The organism is Synechococcus sp. UW179B, assembly GCF_900474245.1.
In the GTDB taxonomy this organism is placed as follows: Bacteria; Cyanobacteriota; Cyanobacteriia; order PCC-6307; family Cyanobiaceae; genus Synechococcus_C.
Map to the genome: position 1 here is coordinate 350,174 of NZ_UCNZ01000026.1, position 17,214 is coordinate 367,387.

Here is a 17,214-nt window from a genome sequence, read left to right on the forward strand (position 1 = left end):
CTGGATCAAACTGATCTCTGACTCAGAGGGTCCTTTGGCCACCTTTCTTGTAACAGGAGCAAACAGGGGAATCGGTCTCGAATTCTGCCGTCAGTTGCAGGCTCGTCATGACCAGGTGATTGCTGTCTGCCGCCAAGCCTCTCAGGAACTTGAGGCGATAGGTGTGGAGATTCAGTCAGGCATCGAACTCACCAATGAAGCCTCCATTGCTGGGTTGCTTGCCAATCTGAATGGCCGGCCGTTGGATGGAGTCATCCTCAATGCTGGGACCCTGCAATCGATGGGTCTCGAGGATCTCGATATTGAAGGAGTCAAACGTCAATTCGAAGTGAATGCTTTAGCTCCGTTGGTCTTGGCGCAATCCTTGGTGGGACAGATGCCCTCAGGAGCAAAGCTGGCCCTAATTACCAGTCGGATGGGATCCATCGACGACAACAGCTCAGGTGGGTCCTATGGCTATCGGATGTCCAAAGTGGCACTGAACATGGCTGGGCGATCACTATCCATCGATTTGAAAGCAAGGGGCATCTCGGTGGCCATCCTCCATCCAGGGCTGGTCAGCACCCGAATGATCAACTACAACCCCAACGGAATCAGCCCAGAGGTGGCAGTCCGAGGCTTGTTGGCACGGATTGATGCGCTTCAACTAGAGACCAGCGGCACGTTTTGGCATTCCAATGGGCAAGAACTTCCCTGGTGAATTGATAAGCCGCGATGATGAGAGAGCATGTAATTACTGATCCCCCTTGCCGAAAGCCTTTATTCTTCATATTGTTTGATCAGGAAATGCGTTGAGCTCTTCACAGCTGTGGGGGGTTCTTTTTTTTGGTTAGAAGGACTAGCCATAGCTAATGCGCGACAGGATGGCTGCCCGACGACGGTATGCATAAAAGTGATGGAACGAGAATCGTCCCAACACTGATATAGCGATGCTATAAATCTTAATTGAATAATATACAGTAATAAAATAAAAAAAGAATTTCTCAAACAAAACTAAGTTAAGAATTTAGCAGTTAATTATTTGACAACCTGCAACATAAAAGCGACATTTAGACGGGTGTTGGCAGAAGCATCGAAGGTGAACTGAGCAGAAATCCCTCTGATTTAATTTTTTCATTCGCAACTTTTGCATTCATTGCTCGTGCTCCAGGCATGTTTTCATTGGCCCAAATCACCGGAGGCAATCCATCAATATCACAGATCTCATTAGACAATTCACGTCGACTGAGCTGCATGTCATCGACCAAATTGTAAATGCCGACAAGCTGCTTGCTAAAAGCGAAGCTCACACCATTGGTGATATCAAAAATCCCACTCCAAGCAGGAATATCACTTCCGTTCTTTGGAATCTGTTCTCCAGCTGCCTGCTTGATCATGGCAACCATGTCTCGTCCTGGACCATAGATGCCGCCCAGCCGGAGGACGCAAATCTTCGTGTCAGGACGGTCAATCGTGAGCAGAACATTTTCTGCTTCTACCAACATGGCATTCACAGGATTCAAACAGTCGACAGTTGAATCTTCTGTCACCGTCTGACCCTGGTGGTCTCCGTAAACACCCGCAGAGCTGATGTAAGTCACGTGAAGTGGCCGCGTGGACTGACGACAACGGATGGCTCGGGCAAGATTACGAATGCCGTTCGAAAACACGGATTGATATCCTTCGCCATTCTGCGTGGGTGCCACGCTAATCAGAACACCCTCCTGATCCTCAAGGAATGAAAAGTCGCAATCTTGTTGAGCAAGGTCAAGAGCTATTGGTTCATTGACCACGTTGCGTAGCTCAGCAAACCGTTGTGGCGTTCGCGTTGTACCAACGACGTAGTGACCCTGGTTTTTCATGCTTGCCGCCACGAAGCTACCGACGTAGCCACAGCCAATGACTGAGTAGGTGGACATCAGGACAACATCGAGTCAACACCTTTTTACAACTCTTTACCCATCAACCGTGAGTCGGTCGATACCGTCTCGACGATTCATGCCGCCATGGCCGACATTCAAAGGGGCCTAGCGGCGCACAAGTCTCGCTGCTGGGCAGCATCAGAGCATGGTTCTTACAGGGCTTGAAAGCTGAGTTTCCAACTCTGTGAGGCTGAGAATTCAGGGCAATGTTTGATTATTTCTCGGCATATCGTTGATAGAACATATGTTTCTCAACACTCAATCATTTTCAGGCGTAGCGCCAGAACGTCTGAATTAAATGAATGAGAAACCAGATATCATTATCTTTGCCGTGAAGTTACAACAAGACCACCACGTGGAGTGGGGCTGGGAATTTGTTGCAATGACAAATCCTGATTGGGTTCAAGTTTTAACTCGATCTTCTTCAACAATCCAACAGCCATCAAGCGAATTTCAAGATCCGCGAGAGCTTTTCCCAGGCATACCCTTTCCCCACCCCCGAAGGGCATCAAGGTTTGCTGGAACGATCGATCCAAATGCCGTTGGGGACGAAAAGCAGATAGGTCAGGATCATCGCCAGTTGTGGATGCCGTCAAAACCACTTGAATCACTCGATTGTCCGGAACTTCGATGCCAGCGAGCATGACCGGACCCTTGGTTCGCCGAAAGAACCCTCCCACCGGAGGGGTTAGGCGCATCACCTCCAACACGGTGGCATCCAAGCGAGGGTGGGAAAGATCATCAGGGTCTTCAGAAGACAGATGATCCAACTCTGACAACAGCCAGTCGTGAACAGTTGGATTTATCAACAATGCACGAAAAAGACAACTTAAGGACGATGCCGTTGTTTCATAGCCTGCAAAAAGTAGGAGCAAGAGTTGCTCAGCGAGATCGTCATCGTTGAGTGGAATCCCGGCTTCATCCACCCCACCTCGGATCAGATCTAAGCCCCCTCGCAACGAGGTGTGATTGACGAGCGCCAGTTTCAAGCGTGTAAGCAAGCGTGAGCGTGCCTGCATTGCTTTAGCGAACGGGGAAGCCGGTATCGAGATCGGGATCGAAAACAAAGCCTTCGTCCAAATCTCGAAATCAGCAAATAATTCGTCTTTGTCTTGATTATCGAGACCCAAGACAACGTTTGCGATCACGCTGAACGCAAAGCGACGCATACGCGGGGCGAGTGGGAGAGCAGATTGGCTGTCCAGCAATTCTGCAACGAGTTCCTGTACGAGAGCTTCAATCTCTGGTGCATAGCGCCGGAGCGCTGCACTGGAAAACAATTGACCAACCACGCGCCGACGAGCCTTGTGCCCAGCACCATTGCGATTGGCCAAGGAGCGGCTGCCCAGCAACAAACGAACGCTCGTAGGCCACCACCCCTCAAGACAATCTCCTTGTGCCAGCAAGTCAGCGATGGCCTCATCCCCTTGGATGAACACAATGCGCTGACCGAGGAGAGACGTCTCGAAGAGATCACCATGGGTCTCAAAGCGACGTTGAGCAAAAGAGGGATCACGGAAAAATGCGAGTGCCTCTAAAACCCCGGTTACAGCACCGGTGCTCGGCAGTTGTGCTTGCGAGATCAATGTTGATAGGGGCTGATGGACTCATGGATCGGCAATCGATCTAACCAAAGCTGACTCCAAAAACCTGGAGAAACAGCTCACCTCCAAATGATTGAAGGCTGTCTTATTAAAGCAAGCAATCAAAACAAGTAATCAATGATGAGATCCAACCAGAACCACTGCAAGCAACCCCAAGATGAGAGTTTTCGGTTGACGCTGGCTTGGTTGTTAGACAGCAATCTCATCGCTAGCTCTTGTGCATATTAGTAGAGATTTAATGCGAATTTAACTGCCTATAGTCAGCATCAATTATGTAAGAACAACTGTCACAACAACTGCAGTGATGGAAAGAATGACAGCGGAAACGACCAGGCCTGCCGCCACATTGCCTTTGCGGATTTCAGCTCGATAGTCAATCGGCGTGAGTCGATCAAATAGCCAGGTGGCTCCAAGGATCAGAAGCACACTAATGAAACTCCACCCAATGGTGAGCATCACTTGGGTGACCAGCTGAGACATCCAAACAACGGCATCGTCACCGCTTATTCTACTGAATGTGTTGTCTGCCCCTGTACTTATGGCTCAGCCATCGGGCCTGCACAAACTTTTTCAACCCATCCGACAGCAACCTCTGTTGCTTTGGCCACTCCTGAGTCTGTTGATACCCCTATGGCCAGGATTCTCCCCATCACTGCCCAGTCGACAGCTCCTGAACCAGGAGCTGACCTTGCCAAGCACTGGAGATGTGAGGCTGAGTGAGCCTTTTAGGCTGGAAGCCGATGCCATTGGTGCCACTCGCCTCTATGCCTATGTGGGCCTACCTGTTAATGCTGCAGTCTCGCTGTCCACTGAATTATTAAATGCATCTGACCAAGTTGTTTTAGCTTTCGACAAGGAAGGCTGGAGAGAAAGAGGAACATGGCAGGAGGACGGGGAATCGGGTATTTACGACGAATCAGATAGTTATTACGAGGTCCTTATCAAGCCCAATCAAACAGGTCAGTACCGACTTCGTTTTGCCGTCGACGGCCTCGAAGATCAAGCTGGTCAATCCCTCCAAGCGCAACTCCCCTTGCGTCTCGACATACAGGATCGTTACATCGATAGCGGTCTTACAGTTTGGACATTTTGGATTAGTTTAGGGATTGTTATAATGTTTTTGAATAGCATTTACTGCCAAGGGCGGCGACGCTTTGGTGGTCGAATCGATGATCTACTCGAAGCATCTAGTGGCACTCGAATGGATTACGAGAAAGGTGTCATCATGATCAAAATGATTGGGCGTTATGAACTGATTACTGAAATGAATTCATTGTTCAAGACCCGAGGGCGTGAGCGGTTAAACCTCAATCTTGAGATCATTGATGGCAATGGATTAGTTGTTAGGAGAGAGGATATCAATGTTTATCTTACGAAGAAATCAGCAAGCGATGAAGATGACCCACCTTACTGGAAATTAAATAAACGATTGTTCTTTTACAACCCCAAACGCAGAAGTCTTAGATTCCGTTTATCGATGCCTGAGCGAACTGAACTCTTAGAACAGGAATGGATTGATTTTGACTTACGCGATCGGATTGTTTCTATGCGGCCACTCAATATTAGGAGGATTGACTGATGCATCGTCCTCTTCTTTTGTTCCTAGCCGTTTCGGCGATGATGATGGGAACGAATACTGCTATCAACCGTCCAGCGGTTTACCGCTTAGGGAGTAACGGATCACCAAACAGCCAACCATCATCAGCGGGTGGTGTGGTGTACCGGGGTTACAGCAGTGGCGGTCTCTGGCGGACCAATTCACGACAAGATTGGGGTGGATTTCAAGGACGTGGACCATCCGGTGTGAAGTGAATCGTTCCATCGCACCAAGCCAGGTACGCGTGTTGTTGGTGACGGCGATGCTTTCATCTGCAGCCGGACTGATTCTGGAGCTCTTGCTTGTAACCCAAGCCAGCTACCTAGCTGGTAACGCCACTTTGGCGACAGGAGTGGTTGTGGGCACGTTTCTTGCGGCTATGGGCCTTGGAGCCTGGTTAACAGAGTTTTTAGCGGTGTCTTCAACACCACGGGCTGCATTACTGCGCTGTTTGTTTCTCGTTGAACTGAGTCTTTGCCCTTTGTGTCTCTTGGGTCCGTTGGCCTTGTTTCAACTTTTCGCCGTTGATGGTCCTCTTTGGTTAGCCGTGGTTGTCCTCACCATTTTGGTGGGCATCTTGGGAGGAATGGAGCTTCCGCTGATCACCCGACTGCTGGAAACACAGCAGCAGCTCAGACAAGTCTTGGCCAGGGTTCTAGCGCTTGATTATTTCGGATCATTGCTTGGGGCTTTGTCCTTCCCATTGCTGCTCTTACCAACACTTGGTTTGCTTCCCACCGCAGCGGCTCTGGCCTTGGTACCGATTGGATGTGCATGCTGGCTTAGCTGGACGTTCGACGATTTACGTCGCTGGCGACGGGGAGCATTATTTTCCATTCCCTTGATTGCAGCAGGTGGATTCTTCTCTATTCCTTTGGGAGATCGGATCGAAGATAGCCTCTACTCAGACCCCGTCATCAGCAGAGCTCAAAGTCGATTTCAGCGAATCGTCCTAACGCGTCGACGCGGAGATATGCGTCTTTATTTAGATGGAAATCTTCAGTTTTCAAGTCGTGATGAATACCGCTACCACGAAGCCTTGGTCCATCCAGCGATGGCTGCTCACCCAAACCCCAAACGCGTCCTTCTCCTCGGAGCCGGCGATGGACTAGCCCTGAGAGAAGTGTTGCGTTGGCCCAACGTGGAAAGGGTCGACCTGATCGAACTCGATCAAGCAATGCTGACCTTGGCTCAAGAACACCCAGCTCTTCAAAGCCTGAATCAGAACAGCTTTGCCGATCCAAGAGTGAATGTTGAGGTAGGCGACGCGTTCGGTTTACTGCCAGATCAGCCTGGGCCATTTGATGTGGTGATTGCCGACTTTCCTGATCCCGACACTGCGGCGGTGGCACGGCTTTACAGCGTGGGTTTCTACAGCCGTTTGCTTCCTTTAATGGGGAGCAACGGAGTGTTCGTCACACAGGCCAGTACTCCCTTCTTTACGCCGTTGGTCCTGGCGTCAATCGAAAAAAGTCTTCAGCACTTCCCGGTGAAGACCCATCCTTACAGCGTGACGGTGCCAAGTTTTGGGCCATGGGGATTTGTGCTTGCTCATCGGGAGAAACAACCTCTCACTTTTCAGCCTGTGCCTTTTGAAGCGCGTTGGTTTGATCGAGCTCAACTTGAGCGAATGCTGCAATTCCCAAAGGACTACAGGCCGTCTGATCAAGATTCCGTGCAAGCGAATCGACTCTCTCGGCCCATTCTGATTGACTATCAACGTAGAGATCGCTGGTCAGCCCCCATCCGCTAATGCTTTTTATTCTCATTTTAGGATTTTTTGCAGCCCTTTTTATATGGTTGCAGTTTCGATCTAAACGGATGTCCGTAGGTCGTCATGCAAGGCTTAAAGGCAAGCAACCAACAGAAAGAACGTTGTTCAATATTCAGATTGGAGATGTTGTTCAATATCAAGAGCGTGATTGGATTCTTGAAACCATATACCGATATCAACAGGATCAATTCGAATGGATTGAGTATCTGTTGCGAGATAATGATGATGCAGCATGGCTCGTGGTTGTTGAGGACGATTGGCTAGAAGTGAGCTGGCTTACTCCAGTCCCTGAAGATCAACTACGGTTGAGCTTGCCACTACCAAACGTTATTGACTATGAAGGGATCTCCTATCTATTAAAGGAGAGAGGAGAAGCAAAATACTCAACAGAAGGCAGGGTTAACAATCAAAAAGGAAATTGCACATTTTACGACTATCAAACAGTACAGGGTTTCAAACTTAGCTTTGAGCTGTATGGCTCAGACGAGGATGGAGAACTTGATGTCAATATTGGCAGAAAAATAAAATCTCAAGACCTGTCCATCCTTCCAGGCGACGGCCAAAGTGTTTACGCGAACATTTCACGCTGATGCATTTGCGACCCGTTGCATTCACATGAATCACGGACAGCACCGACTTTGTCAAATTTTTTCTTAGCGTGTTGAGACAACAAGGTTCATTTGATGATCTGGGGTGCTGCGCTCAACAACCGCGATCGTCAACCGGAAGTGATGGATCAACCTGGTCTTGACCCAGGGGAGCATGCAAAAGCATTGATGGGCTTACGGCGCATTAATACGATCAGTCGCTGTTCCGCTGGGTTGTTTCGCCCCATCGAGGACCTTGCAAAGACTCGGCTGACAAAGCCACTGCGCGTTCTTGAACTTGCCTGTGGGGGGGGTGATACGGCCATCGACCTCGCGCTGATGGCCAAGCAAAAGGGGTTGTCATTGGATCTTCATGCCTGTGATCTCAACCCTGAAGCTGTTGAAATTGCTCGGACCAATGCAAGGACACGAAAAGCAGCGCTCACGGTTTTTACTGCTGATGCCTTGGCAACACCAACAGACCAAAGCAGCTTTGATGTGGTGTATTGCACGCTGTTTGCACATCACTTAGATGAGCTTGATTTGGTCCGTCTTTTAGAGGGGATGGCGCTGCGATCACGACAACTCGTCCTGGTGGATGACCTCATTCGTAGCAGGCTTGGTTTTGGATTGGCCTGGATTGGCACCAGGCTTTTAAGTCGCTCCTGGGTGGTTCATACCGATGGCCCACTGTCCGTACGCGGCGCCCTGAAACCCGATGAAATGATGGCCATCGCGAAGCGGGCAGGTCTTGAGAACGCACAGATCAAACGCTCGTGGCCGGAGCGTTACCTATTGAGATGGGAACGAGATTGAGATGCAAACCCTGTGGGATGTTGTGATCATTGGTGGTGGGCCTGCTGGAGGTCTGGCTGCTTTGGATTGTGCACAACGAGGGTTGCGCGTGTTGCTCGTTGAACAACGCGCGTTCCCGCGTTGGAAAGTTTGTGGATGCTGTTTCAACAATCAGGCTCAAGCCATTTTGAGTGCGCGAGGTCAGAACAACTTGATTGTGGATTGCGGCGGGCAAGCACTGCAAAGCTTGAGACTTGGACTGCGTGAACGTGAAACATCATTGGCTCTTCCAGATGGCTTTGCGCTTTCGCGGGAACGATTCGATCAAGCCCTCATCGATGCAGCCATAAACGCTGGAGCATCAGCACGCTTCGAGATGACAGCCCAAGTTGAGTCAGCAAACCCTGGGTACAGGAGCGTGCGCCTAAAAGACCATCACAGTGGAACGAGCCGTTCTGTCAAAGCTCGGGTTGTGCTTGTGGCCGCTGGCCTTTCCCAGCGTTGCCTTCCCAAAAACGAAGCAGGACAAAGCAGGATTCGCAAGCAATCAAGACACGGTGCCGGCTGCGTCGTTAATGATGCGTCCTCGCACTACCCCGCGGGAGCCATTCATATGGCGATTGGCGACCAGGGCTATGTGGGCTTAGTGCGCCGGGAAGATGGATTGCTCAATCTTGCAGGAGCCTTTGATCGCCGCGTCCTCTCCAAGGGACAAGGAGCCGTTGATGCCGCTCAGACTGTTTTGAAACAGGCGGGATTTCCAGTGCCGGCGGCCCTGGAACGCGGTCAACGCTGGCAACTCACTCCAGCGCTTAGCCGCAGTTCAGACAAGGTAGCTGGAGAACGTTTTCTTGTGATGGGCGATGCCGCAGGCTATGTCGAGCCCTTCACCGGTGAAGGGATGGCTTGGGCCTTAACGGCAGGCGCAGCAGCCGCGCCATTCGTTCTGGAAGGACTGGAAGGTTGGAGCGACGATTTAGAAGGGCGCTGGAAAAAAGCTCTGCAATGGCACATCGGCAGGCGGCAATCGGTCTGCCGAGCCTTATCCACCGTCTTAAAACACCCCGCCCCCACAACCGTGTTATTTGAACTGATCAGACGTTGGCCCTCACTGTCTGAACAGATCATCTCCAACCTGAACGAGGTCAAGCTGCCAACGCCTTTAGGTGAGCCATGCCACTGAGTGTTCTCGGGCTCGGGACCGCAGTCCCTACGCAATCCGTCAATCAAACAGAGTCAACAACACTGTCTGAATGGGTCAGCGCAGATCATCCCGAGCGAGCCTCGCTCGTACGCCGCATTCAAAGGCGATCGCAGGTGGAAACCAGGGGAAGTGTTTTATTAACTGGCGATCCACAGCAAACAATCCATCAGCGCTTGCCGTTTTATGGGGTTGATAGCCCCAACACGGCCTTAAGGATGGAGGCGTTTCGACTGCATGCCACCTCATTGGCGCTCAAAGCATGCCAACGGGCACTGGAAGAGTCACCAATCTCTGTTCAACAAATCACCCATTTGATCACCATCAGCTGTACAGGATTTCATGCTCCCGGCGTTGATTGTGATCTCATTGATCAACTTCAGCTTCCGCCCAATGTCCAACGGACCCATGTGGGGTTCATGGGGTGTCATGCAGCAATCAACGGTTTACGCGTCGCCCACGCCTTTGTCAAAGCTGATCCCGAAGCGGTAGTTCTGCTTTGCGCAGTGGAATTATGCAGTCTTCATTTGCAATATGGCTGGAATCCTGAACATGTTGTGGCCAACACGTTATTTGCCGATGGTGCCGCCGCTTTGGTCGCGACGCATGCTGAATCCACCTCCCCTGGATCGAGTTCAACAGGACTGTTGCTTGAGGCATCTGGATCCACGGTGATTCCGGGAACCCGCGATTTAATGCATTGGCAGATTGGAGATCATGGCTTTTCCATGGGCTTATCCCCAAAAGTACCAAAGGCGATTGCGACGACCTTGCAACCATGGCTTAGCCAATGGCTGCAGGCCCGTGGCATCGATCTCAATGCCATTCAACATTGGGCTATTCACCCTGGGGGTCCAAGAATTCTTCAAGCATGTGCTGAATCATTGACTCTCAGAGAGGATCAACTTGCTCATTCCAAACATATTCTTAGTCGCTATGGAAACATGTCTTCAGCCACTATTTTGTTTGTACTTGACCATATGCGTCAAGATGATTGTCATGGACCATGCGTCGCCCTTGCCTTCGGGCCAGGATTATGTGCTGAAGTCGCCTTAATGACGTTATAGAGGCGTTGCTATCAAAGATTTAAGCTCTTTTTTCTTCCTTAGGATCCAAATCGCATCGAGGCGTTCGATATTGACATTGATGTTCAAAACAAATTGACGTTGCATTTCGATGGATGTTCCGTTTATGAGGATATTCAGGACTGAAAAATAGCCTTCAAAACAGCGAGCGAGGCTCATAGAAGAGCCTTCACTTATTGTCATTGGAACGTTGCTGAGCAGATAGAGATGGAACGGATTTGCTTAGGGTTTTTGATGGCTCTGTTTTTCACCATCCTGCCACTTCCTGCTGATGCTCAGCTGAGGGATGGTCTAGCGACACCACTGGCTTCGACGCCCCTCCCCGAGATCGCCATTTATCGATCAGAGAGCTGTGGTTGCTGTACAAAATGGGCTGATCACATTGAAGCAGCAGGCTTCCCAATCCAAGACAAGGTGATCAATGCGATGGATGCCTTCAAACAAGCCAATGGCATCACCGAGGAGCTGGCGTCTTGCCACACGGCCATTGTGGATGGCTATGTGGTGGAAGGGCATGTTCCAGCAGCATCCATCAAAAAAATGTTGCACGAACGACCTGATATCAGAGGACTCACAGCTCCTGGAATGCCCATGGGATCTCCTGGCATGGAAACAGCCGGCGTATTACCAGAAGCCTTTGATGTTCTTGCGATTGCCCAAGACGGCACGGCTACTGTTTTTGATCAAATCAGACCTCAGTGAAGCTCTAGGGGATCTCTTTCAAAAGGATCTTCATCACGATCCCTCAATGATCATTTGTCATCAGGTGATCTGTTAATCATCATTTGTTCCCTTAACCCAATAAACCAAGCGCTCGCCCATGATGATCCAGGTGACGATCAATCACGCTTGCGACGAAAAAATAGCTGTGGTCGTACCCCTCGTGAATCAATAACGCCAGTGGTTGGTGGTGGTTAGCGGCGGCACTCCTCAAATCCTCTGGACGTAACTGTTCTTGCAGGAAGGGATCAGCGGAGCCCAGGTCAACCAAAAGCTGATCCTTTCGGTGATACCCATCCTCCAACAAGGCAACGGCATCCCAATGGCGCCATCGGGCTTGTGCTTCAGGGGTGGTGCCAAAAAAATAACCAAATGCTTTTTGCCCCCAGGGGCATTGGCTGGGATGGCAAATCGGAGCGACTGCTGATATGGATTCAAAGCAGTCTGGATGCCGCAAACCAAGAACCAAGGCGCCATGGCCTCCCATCGAATGGCCGGATAGGCCTAGACGCTGACGATCAAGGGGCAATTCAGTGCAAAGCCGTAAAGGAAGTTCCTCCAGGACATAGCTATGCATGCGGTAGTGCTCAGACCAGGGTTCTTGGTCTGCATCAACGTAAAAACCGGCGCCATCACCAAAATCCCATTGACCCGAGGGATCGCTGGGAACATCCTCTCCCCTTGGGCTGGTATCGGGAGTGATCAAGGCCAGGCCTAGTTCAGCAGCTCGCCTCTGGGCTCCGGCTTTCTGCACGAAATTCTCATCACTACAGGTGAGTCCAGACAACCAAATCAATGCCGGCACAGATGCCGCATGCGCTTTGAGAGCACTCGGAGGCAAAAACACACCCACGGTGCTGCTGCCCTTCAGCTGCGCAGACTGCAAGCGGTAGCGGCGTTGTTCGCCATTAAAACAACGTTGGCTGCTGATCAATTCCATTCCTTTTAAACGCTCCGCTAAAAGTGCACAACCGTGCGAATACTTTCGCCCGCGTGCATCAGCTCAAAAGCTCGGTTGATGTCCTTCAATTCCATGGTGTGGGTGATGAAGCTCTCGAGAGGAATCTCCCCCGCTTGATAGCGCTCCACAAAACCTGGTAATTGGCTGCGTCCACGAACCCCTCCAAAAGCAGAGCCGCGCCACACCCTCCCGGTGACCAGTTGAAACGGCCGGGTGCTGATCTCCTGGCCAGCTCCCGCCACACCAATGATGGTGGATTCACCCCAGCCCTTATGGCATGACTCCAGTGCGGCACGCATCACATCCACATTGCCAATGCACTCAAAGGAGTAGTCGACCCCACCATCGGTGCGTTCAATCAAAACCTCTTGGATGGGGGCCGCATGGTCGCGGGGGTTGATGCATTCGGTGGCTCCAAGCTGTTCGGCGATGGCGAACTTTGCGGGATTGAGATCGATTCCAATAATCCGCTCGGCTCCAGCCTGAACCGCACCAATGATCACCGCCAAGCCAATGCCACCAAGACCAAAAACGGCCACGCTGCTGCCAGGTTCCACCTTGGCCGTGTTGTGGACCGCACCAATCCCCGTGGTCACACCACAGCCAAGCAAGCACACCTTGTCCAAAGGCGCATCAGGGTTGATCTTGGCAACGGCAATCTCCGGCAGAACGGTGTACTCGGAGAATGTCGACGTCCCCATGTAATGATGAATCATCTGATCATCACGTGAAAAACGACTGCTGCCATCGGGCATCACCCCCTTTCCCTGGGTTGAACGGATCGCCTGACACAGGTTCGTCTTACCGGAAAGACAAAAACGACAGCACCCACATTCCGGCGTGTACAAGGGGATCACGTGGTCGCCTACTCCCACGGAGGTCACGCCTTCGCCGATCTCCTCAACAACGGCTCCACCTTCATGTCCCAGCACCGCAGGGAATAAACCTTCAGGATCGGAACCAGACAGCGTGTAGGCGTCTGTATGACAAACCCCTGTCGCGACCACACGCAGAAGCACTTCGCCTGCGCGGGGTGGGGCCACATCGATCTCGGTGACATCCAAGGGCTCGCCTGGAGCCCATGCCACCGCAGCTCTGGAGCGAATCATGGGCGAAGCAGAGACGAGTCTTCAACCATCATCGCGCTGATGATCTGCACGTCAGCAGGCACAGTGCAATTCAGAACAGACCCGACAGAGCTGAGACAAGGCACATTTCCTGCCTCCTTGAGCAGAGGCCTAAACAACCAGCTAGGGGAGAGAAATCAAAACCGATGTCTAGCCTGATACATGGGACGAACGCATTAAATTACGCTCCCTATTAAACATAAAGAGTCCGAATGAAAAGGCGAAAGAAATTCCAAAAGTAGCTACAAAGTAAAGATACCAATATTTCATCTTGAGCCTCATCGCCTCAGCAACCATGAATGCAAAGGCAGCTATCAGAACGAGAGTCAGGTCGGCCGCGATGAAACCTGAGGAAGCATTCGCCCAAACGCCTTGAGAAAACAAGTCAACAATCTCAAGGGGGTCGGTTAGGCCTAAAGCTTCTGTTTCTTGAATAAACTGGTAGATGCAATACCAAGGCCAAGCTACTCCAGCGAATGCGGTGGCGGCATAAATGAACAGGCGTAGCTTGGCCATACTCACAAAGAAAGAACATCTAATCTCTCATAGGCCAAGAATTTAATCAGTACATACGCTACAAAATATCCTGGCATTAAACAAAAAACCATTCAACAAGAATCTCTGAATGACAACAACTAGCGTGCAGATACAACGTTCAAGCGATAGGCATCTGTAGGAATTCGAATCGGAACAAGGGTGTAAGGAATCGCTGTGGTCTGCTCTGAAGCACCCTCCCAATTCTGAATCGTTTGCATCCAGCGAACCAAAAACACCCTCACGCTGAGCTCAGCCAATGGCAAGCCTGGGCAGCCATGTTTGCCGATCCCCCCAGGGAACCAACCCTCTTTGGGCAGGCGCAGGGCACTGCCTGCAAAAGGGCATCCACGGGTGGGATTGAGGTTGTTGTTGCCGTCTGGGTCACGCATCCAGCGTTCTGGAGTGAACGACTGAGGCTCCGGAAACAGTGCCGACATGCTGTTTCCGATCCGCGGGTCGGCCGTCACGACGGTGCCTGCAGGAATGCTGTAACCGGAAACCTCAATGTCCTCAGAGGTCAACCTGAAACCACCTCCGGCCGGAGGGATTAATCGAAGCGATTCGCGCAGCACTCCCTGAACGAAGGGAAGATCCCATGCAGCGAGGTGGCTAGAGCTGGCAGGTTTCTCCAAATTGTGAATCGCGGCTTCCTTGAGAATCCGATCTCTCACATCAGGACGCTGTCTGGTTTGGATCAAACAACTGGCCATTAGGGAGGCAACTTCGATGTAGGCCCCCCAAACCATCAACACCGTGGCAGTCGCTATGCGCTCGTCGCTCCATGGCTGGCCATGTTCATCGAGATTGTCAGTAAAAATCCTGAAACAAGCCCCGTCCAGTTCACCGCGACGATGTTTTTCCAGGCGCCCGTGCATGCTCTGTTGAAGCTCAGCTAGCGCCTTCTCTCCCCGACGAAAGGATGGAAGCTGCTTGCTCAGACTTAAAAGAGCATCGTTGTAAGAGATAAAGGCTTCGATCTCCTTTGTTGTTAACGATTCACCAGCAAAGAGTTCGGCATAGAGATTGAGACAAAGATGCTTTGCCTCCAGGGCTATGGAGGTGCTTCCGCGCTGAGCAATGTCGGCAGTGAACCGCACCATGCTGCGGTTGATCCCAGGGAGGTACGACTCCAGATTGCTTGGGCTGAAAAGGGCGGCATAACCACGCAGCGTGGAACGATGTTTCTCACCAGCCTGATTTAAAGCACCATCGGCGGTATGCAGTGCTGTGAAAGCAGGAGGTAAGGCGCTTTCACTGATGCTGCTCTCGAGACGAATGAACTGCTCCACCGCTTCAGGACCACCCAACACAGCCGTCGGTCGAAAGAAGAGGGTTGTTCCAAACACAGGACCAAATTGTTGATGGCGTTCTGCGATAAAACCATCAGGATCCCTCAGGTAGGCGATGGATTCGCGCACCCCGATCAACGGACCCGTTCTGCAGGGAAGCGGACGCAAACCATTGGTGGTGCTCATTCGCTTCGATCGCTTACCAGAGGATCATCAGTAGCAGATCGACTGCAACTAGGACTCGGTTCGTGGAGGGAATGAATCAATCCAACTTCAGGCTGATGGGAGCAGCAAGAGCATGAAAATTATGATCGGTGAGATTGGTATCTCCCAGCTCCAGGTTGTAAAACAAGGCCATTGGCGCCTGAAAAAATGGCCCAGCATGCCAAGTTCCCTGATGAAGCTGGACGGCTTCACCAGGGAGGACCTCCACCAATTGCACGGATGCAGCACAGAGCTGTTCAGGTTGGAGCGCTGGAGCGGCTACGGCCAACCACCAAGGCTGCGCATCAGCTGAACCTAAACACTGGGTAGCCCGCTGATGGCGGGTCATGCTCGCCAACACCGCCGGTCGTTGACGTACACGCATGACGTAATAGCGCAGGTCAGACCCCTCAAATTTGAGCTTGGCGTCGGTGTCGCGATGGGGCGTCATGTCATCCACCGGGAGGATCGCAGTGCCAAACCGTTCAAAACTGCAGTTCTGCAACGGGAGTGAGGTCAGTGTCGCTGCAGTCATGACGCGTTGCTCTCTCCTCAGTAGCTCTAGCTCATCCTCGATCTTTTCTGATGGATTCAGCCAGAAACTGGTGAGGAGCGAGGCCATACAGCCAAACCTAAAATGATTACAAATTTCTCTGATCTAAATATTCCAACAATCCAAATCAATCCTGATGCAGAAGAAGGATCTTCCCTGTCATGAAACACAAACTTTCATCAAAACCTTGACAGTGAGGCTCCAAGTGTTGGCCCTACGAACCAGGTTTACGGCGTCAAGACCCAAGTCGTGATCGCATTGTCTCCGCCTTGGATGGATTTGTCAGACATTGCGAACAAAATATTTCTGACACATCAAGGCAAAGCCTCGGTTGATGCATTATTAATAAATGATCTGACTGGTTTCAAGTGACCACAAAACAAGAGGCTCATTCCATTATCAAGGGCTGCCTAGAAGCCAACACTGCCTGGGTTGAAACCTTCAATGAACTCGGCTGTGTACTGGCGTTTGATCTCGACCCAATGCTTGAAGGGACCGTGACGGTGGACTTCATCGTTAAAGACTTGTGGAACAAAGGAATTAGGGCCACTCAAGACGAAGTTGTAAAAAGTATTTGTAGCTATGCCATTGAAAATGATTATATCTGGTCGGTAGAAACCATTTTTGATAACTATGACTATACTACGAAGACCCTTGAAAATCTTGGTGAAGACAGCAAAGCACTGTTGACAGAGCTGGCCGATGAGTCGGGCAATGAGGCATTTAAAACGATGGTTACATCGGGCTCATAACACAACGATTTCTAGAGCTGTTGAAGGATACGGGCGTTTTTATTTCTCCTTTGAAGACTTAAGGCACTCCTTGCCAATCAATCTTAGAGTGCAGAAGATATTTGACCCCTCTTATTGACATCTGCAGACAGACGATGAACCATTAAAGAGTGGAAGCAAGGTCTGAGTCGTAATGCTTAGAGATAAGAGCATGAAGAGCCACTGCGGATGGATCACGGCTGAACGCCGCTCGCAGCGGGTGTTCGAGTTAAACAGGTGCAGATAGGAATCGACCGGATACTTGCAGAGCAACAGCTCAAAATCCTTCTTTGTTAGCACGCATCAAGCACTTGAATTCTGTAACCACCTGCTTACATCGTGGGGCGTGTTCAGCATGAAGTTGTAAGCAGCCGTCGCTAGGACTGTATGGCCGCTTCTGATTGGGTGGCTGTTCTTGCCATTGGAGAACGTGGGCTCGTCGTTAGCCAACCAAAGACTAAGGAAGAAAAACCCTACCGTCAGGCTTGCGGGGGTCGGTTCTATGCCCC

18 protein-coding genes are annotated in these 17,214 nt (G+C 51.0%); 10 read left to right on the forward strand and 8 right to left on the reverse strand.

Annotated features, from left to right (window positions below; genetic code table 11):
• The first annotated feature begins 34 nt into the window (after positions 1 to 34).
• On the forward strand, positions 35 to 700 hold the full coding sequence (locus tag DXY38_RS12970; RefSeq protein ID WP_115071962.1) for an SDR family oxidoreductase: 666 nt from the start codon (positions 35 to 37) through the stop codon (positions 698 to 700).
• A gap of 349 nt (positions 701 to 1,049) precedes the next feature.
• On the opposite strand, the gene DXY38_RS12975 is transcribed toward DXY38_RS12970, so the two are convergent.
• The 3 genes from DXY38_RS12975 to DXY38_RS12985 form a co-directional block, all read right to left on the reverse strand.
• Positions 1,050 to 1,898: an NAD-dependent epimerase/dehydratase family protein gene (locus tag DXY38_RS12975; RefSeq protein WP_115071963.1), complete on the reverse strand. Its 849-nt coding sequence runs from the start codon at positions 1,896 to 1,898 to the stop codon at positions 1,050 to 1,052.
• 323 nt (positions 1,899 to 2,221) lie between these two features.
• The gene (locus DXY38_RS12980) at positions 2,222 to 3,484 is read right to left on the reverse strand and encodes a cytochrome P450 (RefSeq protein ID WP_371411017.1); all 1,263 of its coding nucleotides are present in this window, start codon (positions 3,482 to 3,484) and stop codon (positions 2,222 to 2,224) included.
• Positions 3,485 to 3,775: 291 nt separating this feature from the next.
• Positions 3,776 to 3,985 (reverse strand): DUF350 domain-containing protein, encoded by a 210-nt coding sequence (locus tag DXY38_RS12985; protein WP_115071965.1) that lies wholly within the window; start codon positions 3,983 to 3,985, stop codon positions 3,776 to 3,778.
• A gap of 208 nt (positions 3,986 to 4,193) precedes the next feature.
• On the opposite strand from DXY38_RS12985, the gene DXY38_RS12990 reads away from it, so the two are divergent.
• The 8 genes from DXY38_RS12990 (at position 4,194) to DXY38_RS13030 (ending at position 11,246) form a co-directional block, all read left to right on the forward strand.
• Entirely contained in the window at positions 4,194 to 5,084 is an 891-nt protein-coding gene (locus tag DXY38_RS12990; RefSeq protein WP_136988127.1) for a hypothetical protein, read from the forward strand.
• On the forward strand, positions 5,084 to 5,317 hold the full coding sequence (locus tag DXY38_RS12995; protein WP_244279134.1) for a hypothetical protein: 234 nt from the start codon (positions 5,084 to 5,086) through the stop codon (positions 5,315 to 5,317). Before DXY38_RS12990 ends, DXY38_RS12995 begins: the two co-directional genes overlap by 1 nt.
• Entirely contained in the window at positions 5,314 to 6,855 is a 1,542-nt protein-coding gene (locus tag DXY38_RS13000; protein WP_244279135.1) for a polyamine aminopropyltransferase, read from the forward strand. Before DXY38_RS12995 ends, DXY38_RS13000 begins: the two co-directional genes overlap by 4 nt.
• A 68-nt stretch (positions 6,856 to 6,923) precedes the next feature.
• Complete coding sequence (locus tag DXY38_RS13005) at positions 6,924 to 7,466, forward strand: DUF4178 domain-containing protein (protein ID WP_170952950.1); 543 nt, start codon at positions 6,924 to 6,926, stop codon at positions 7,464 to 7,466.
• Between the two features lie 93 nt (positions 7,467 to 7,559).
• A complete protein-coding gene (locus DXY38_RS13010) occupies positions 7,560 to 8,279 on the forward strand; it encodes a class I SAM-dependent methyltransferase (RefSeq protein ID WP_115071969.1) in 720 nt (239 codons plus the stop codon).
• Position 8,280: 1 nt separating this feature from the next.
• Positions 8,281 to 9,441 (forward strand): NAD(P)/FAD-dependent oxidoreductase, encoded by a 1,161-nt coding sequence (locus tag DXY38_RS13015; protein ID WP_115071970.1) that lies wholly within the window; start codon positions 8,281 to 8,283, stop codon positions 9,439 to 9,441.
• Positions 9,432 to 10,526 (forward strand): type III polyketide synthase, encoded by a 1,095-nt coding sequence (locus tag DXY38_RS13020; RefSeq protein WP_115071971.1) that lies wholly within the window; start codon positions 9,432 to 9,434, stop codon positions 10,524 to 10,526. Before DXY38_RS13015 ends, DXY38_RS13020 begins: the two co-directional genes overlap by 10 nt.
• Before the next feature lie 252 nt (positions 10,527 to 10,778).
• On the forward strand, positions 10,779 to 11,246 hold the full coding sequence (locus tag DXY38_RS13030; RefSeq protein ID WP_244279136.1) for a DUF411 domain-containing protein: 468 nt from the start codon (positions 10,779 to 10,781) through the stop codon (positions 11,244 to 11,246).
• A 91-nt stretch (positions 11,247 to 11,337) separates the two neighbouring features.
• On the opposite strand, the gene fghA is transcribed toward DXY38_RS13030, so the two are convergent.
• From fghA to DXY38_RS13055, 5 genes are all read right to left on the reverse strand, one after another.
• Positions 11,338 to 12,204, reverse strand: a complete 867-nt coding sequence (gene fghA, locus DXY38_RS13035) for an S-formylglutathione hydrolase (RefSeq protein WP_115071974.1) — start codon at positions 12,202 to 12,204, stop codon at positions 11,338 to 11,340.
• A gap of 17 nt (positions 12,205 to 12,221) precedes the next feature.
• Positions 12,222 to 13,334 (reverse strand): S-(hydroxymethyl)glutathione dehydrogenase/class III alcohol dehydrogenase, encoded by a 1,113-nt coding sequence (locus DXY38_RS13040; protein ID WP_115071975.1) that lies wholly within the window; start codon positions 13,332 to 13,334, stop codon positions 12,222 to 12,224.
• A gap of 168 nt (positions 13,335 to 13,502) precedes the next feature.
• Positions 13,503 to 13,868 carry a DUF2834 domain-containing protein gene (locus tag DXY38_RS13045; RefSeq protein ID WP_115071976.1) on the reverse strand — a complete coding sequence of 122 codons (366 nt, stop codon included), beginning with the start codon at positions 13,866 to 13,868 and terminating at the stop codon, positions 13,503 to 13,505.
• A 119-nt stretch (positions 13,869 to 13,987) separates the two neighbouring features.
• Complete coding sequence (locus DXY38_RS13050) at positions 13,988 to 15,364, reverse strand: cytochrome P450 (protein WP_115071977.1); 1,377 nt, start codon at positions 15,362 to 15,364, stop codon at positions 13,988 to 13,990.
• Positions 15,365 to 15,440: 76 nt separating this feature from the next.
• On the reverse strand, positions 15,441 to 16,004 hold the full coding sequence (locus tag DXY38_RS13055; RefSeq protein WP_371411011.1) for an ureidoglycolate lyase: 564 nt from the start codon (positions 16,002 to 16,004) through the stop codon (positions 15,441 to 15,443).
• A 299-nt stretch (positions 16,005 to 16,303) separates the two neighbouring features.
• On the opposite strand from DXY38_RS13055, the gene DXY38_RS13060 reads away from it, so the two are divergent.
• Positions 16,304 to 16,687 (forward strand): hypothetical protein, encoded by a 384-nt coding sequence (locus tag DXY38_RS13060; protein ID WP_115071978.1) that lies wholly within the window; start codon positions 16,304 to 16,306, stop codon positions 16,685 to 16,687.
• Positions 16,688 to 17,214 lie beyond the last annotated feature (527 nt).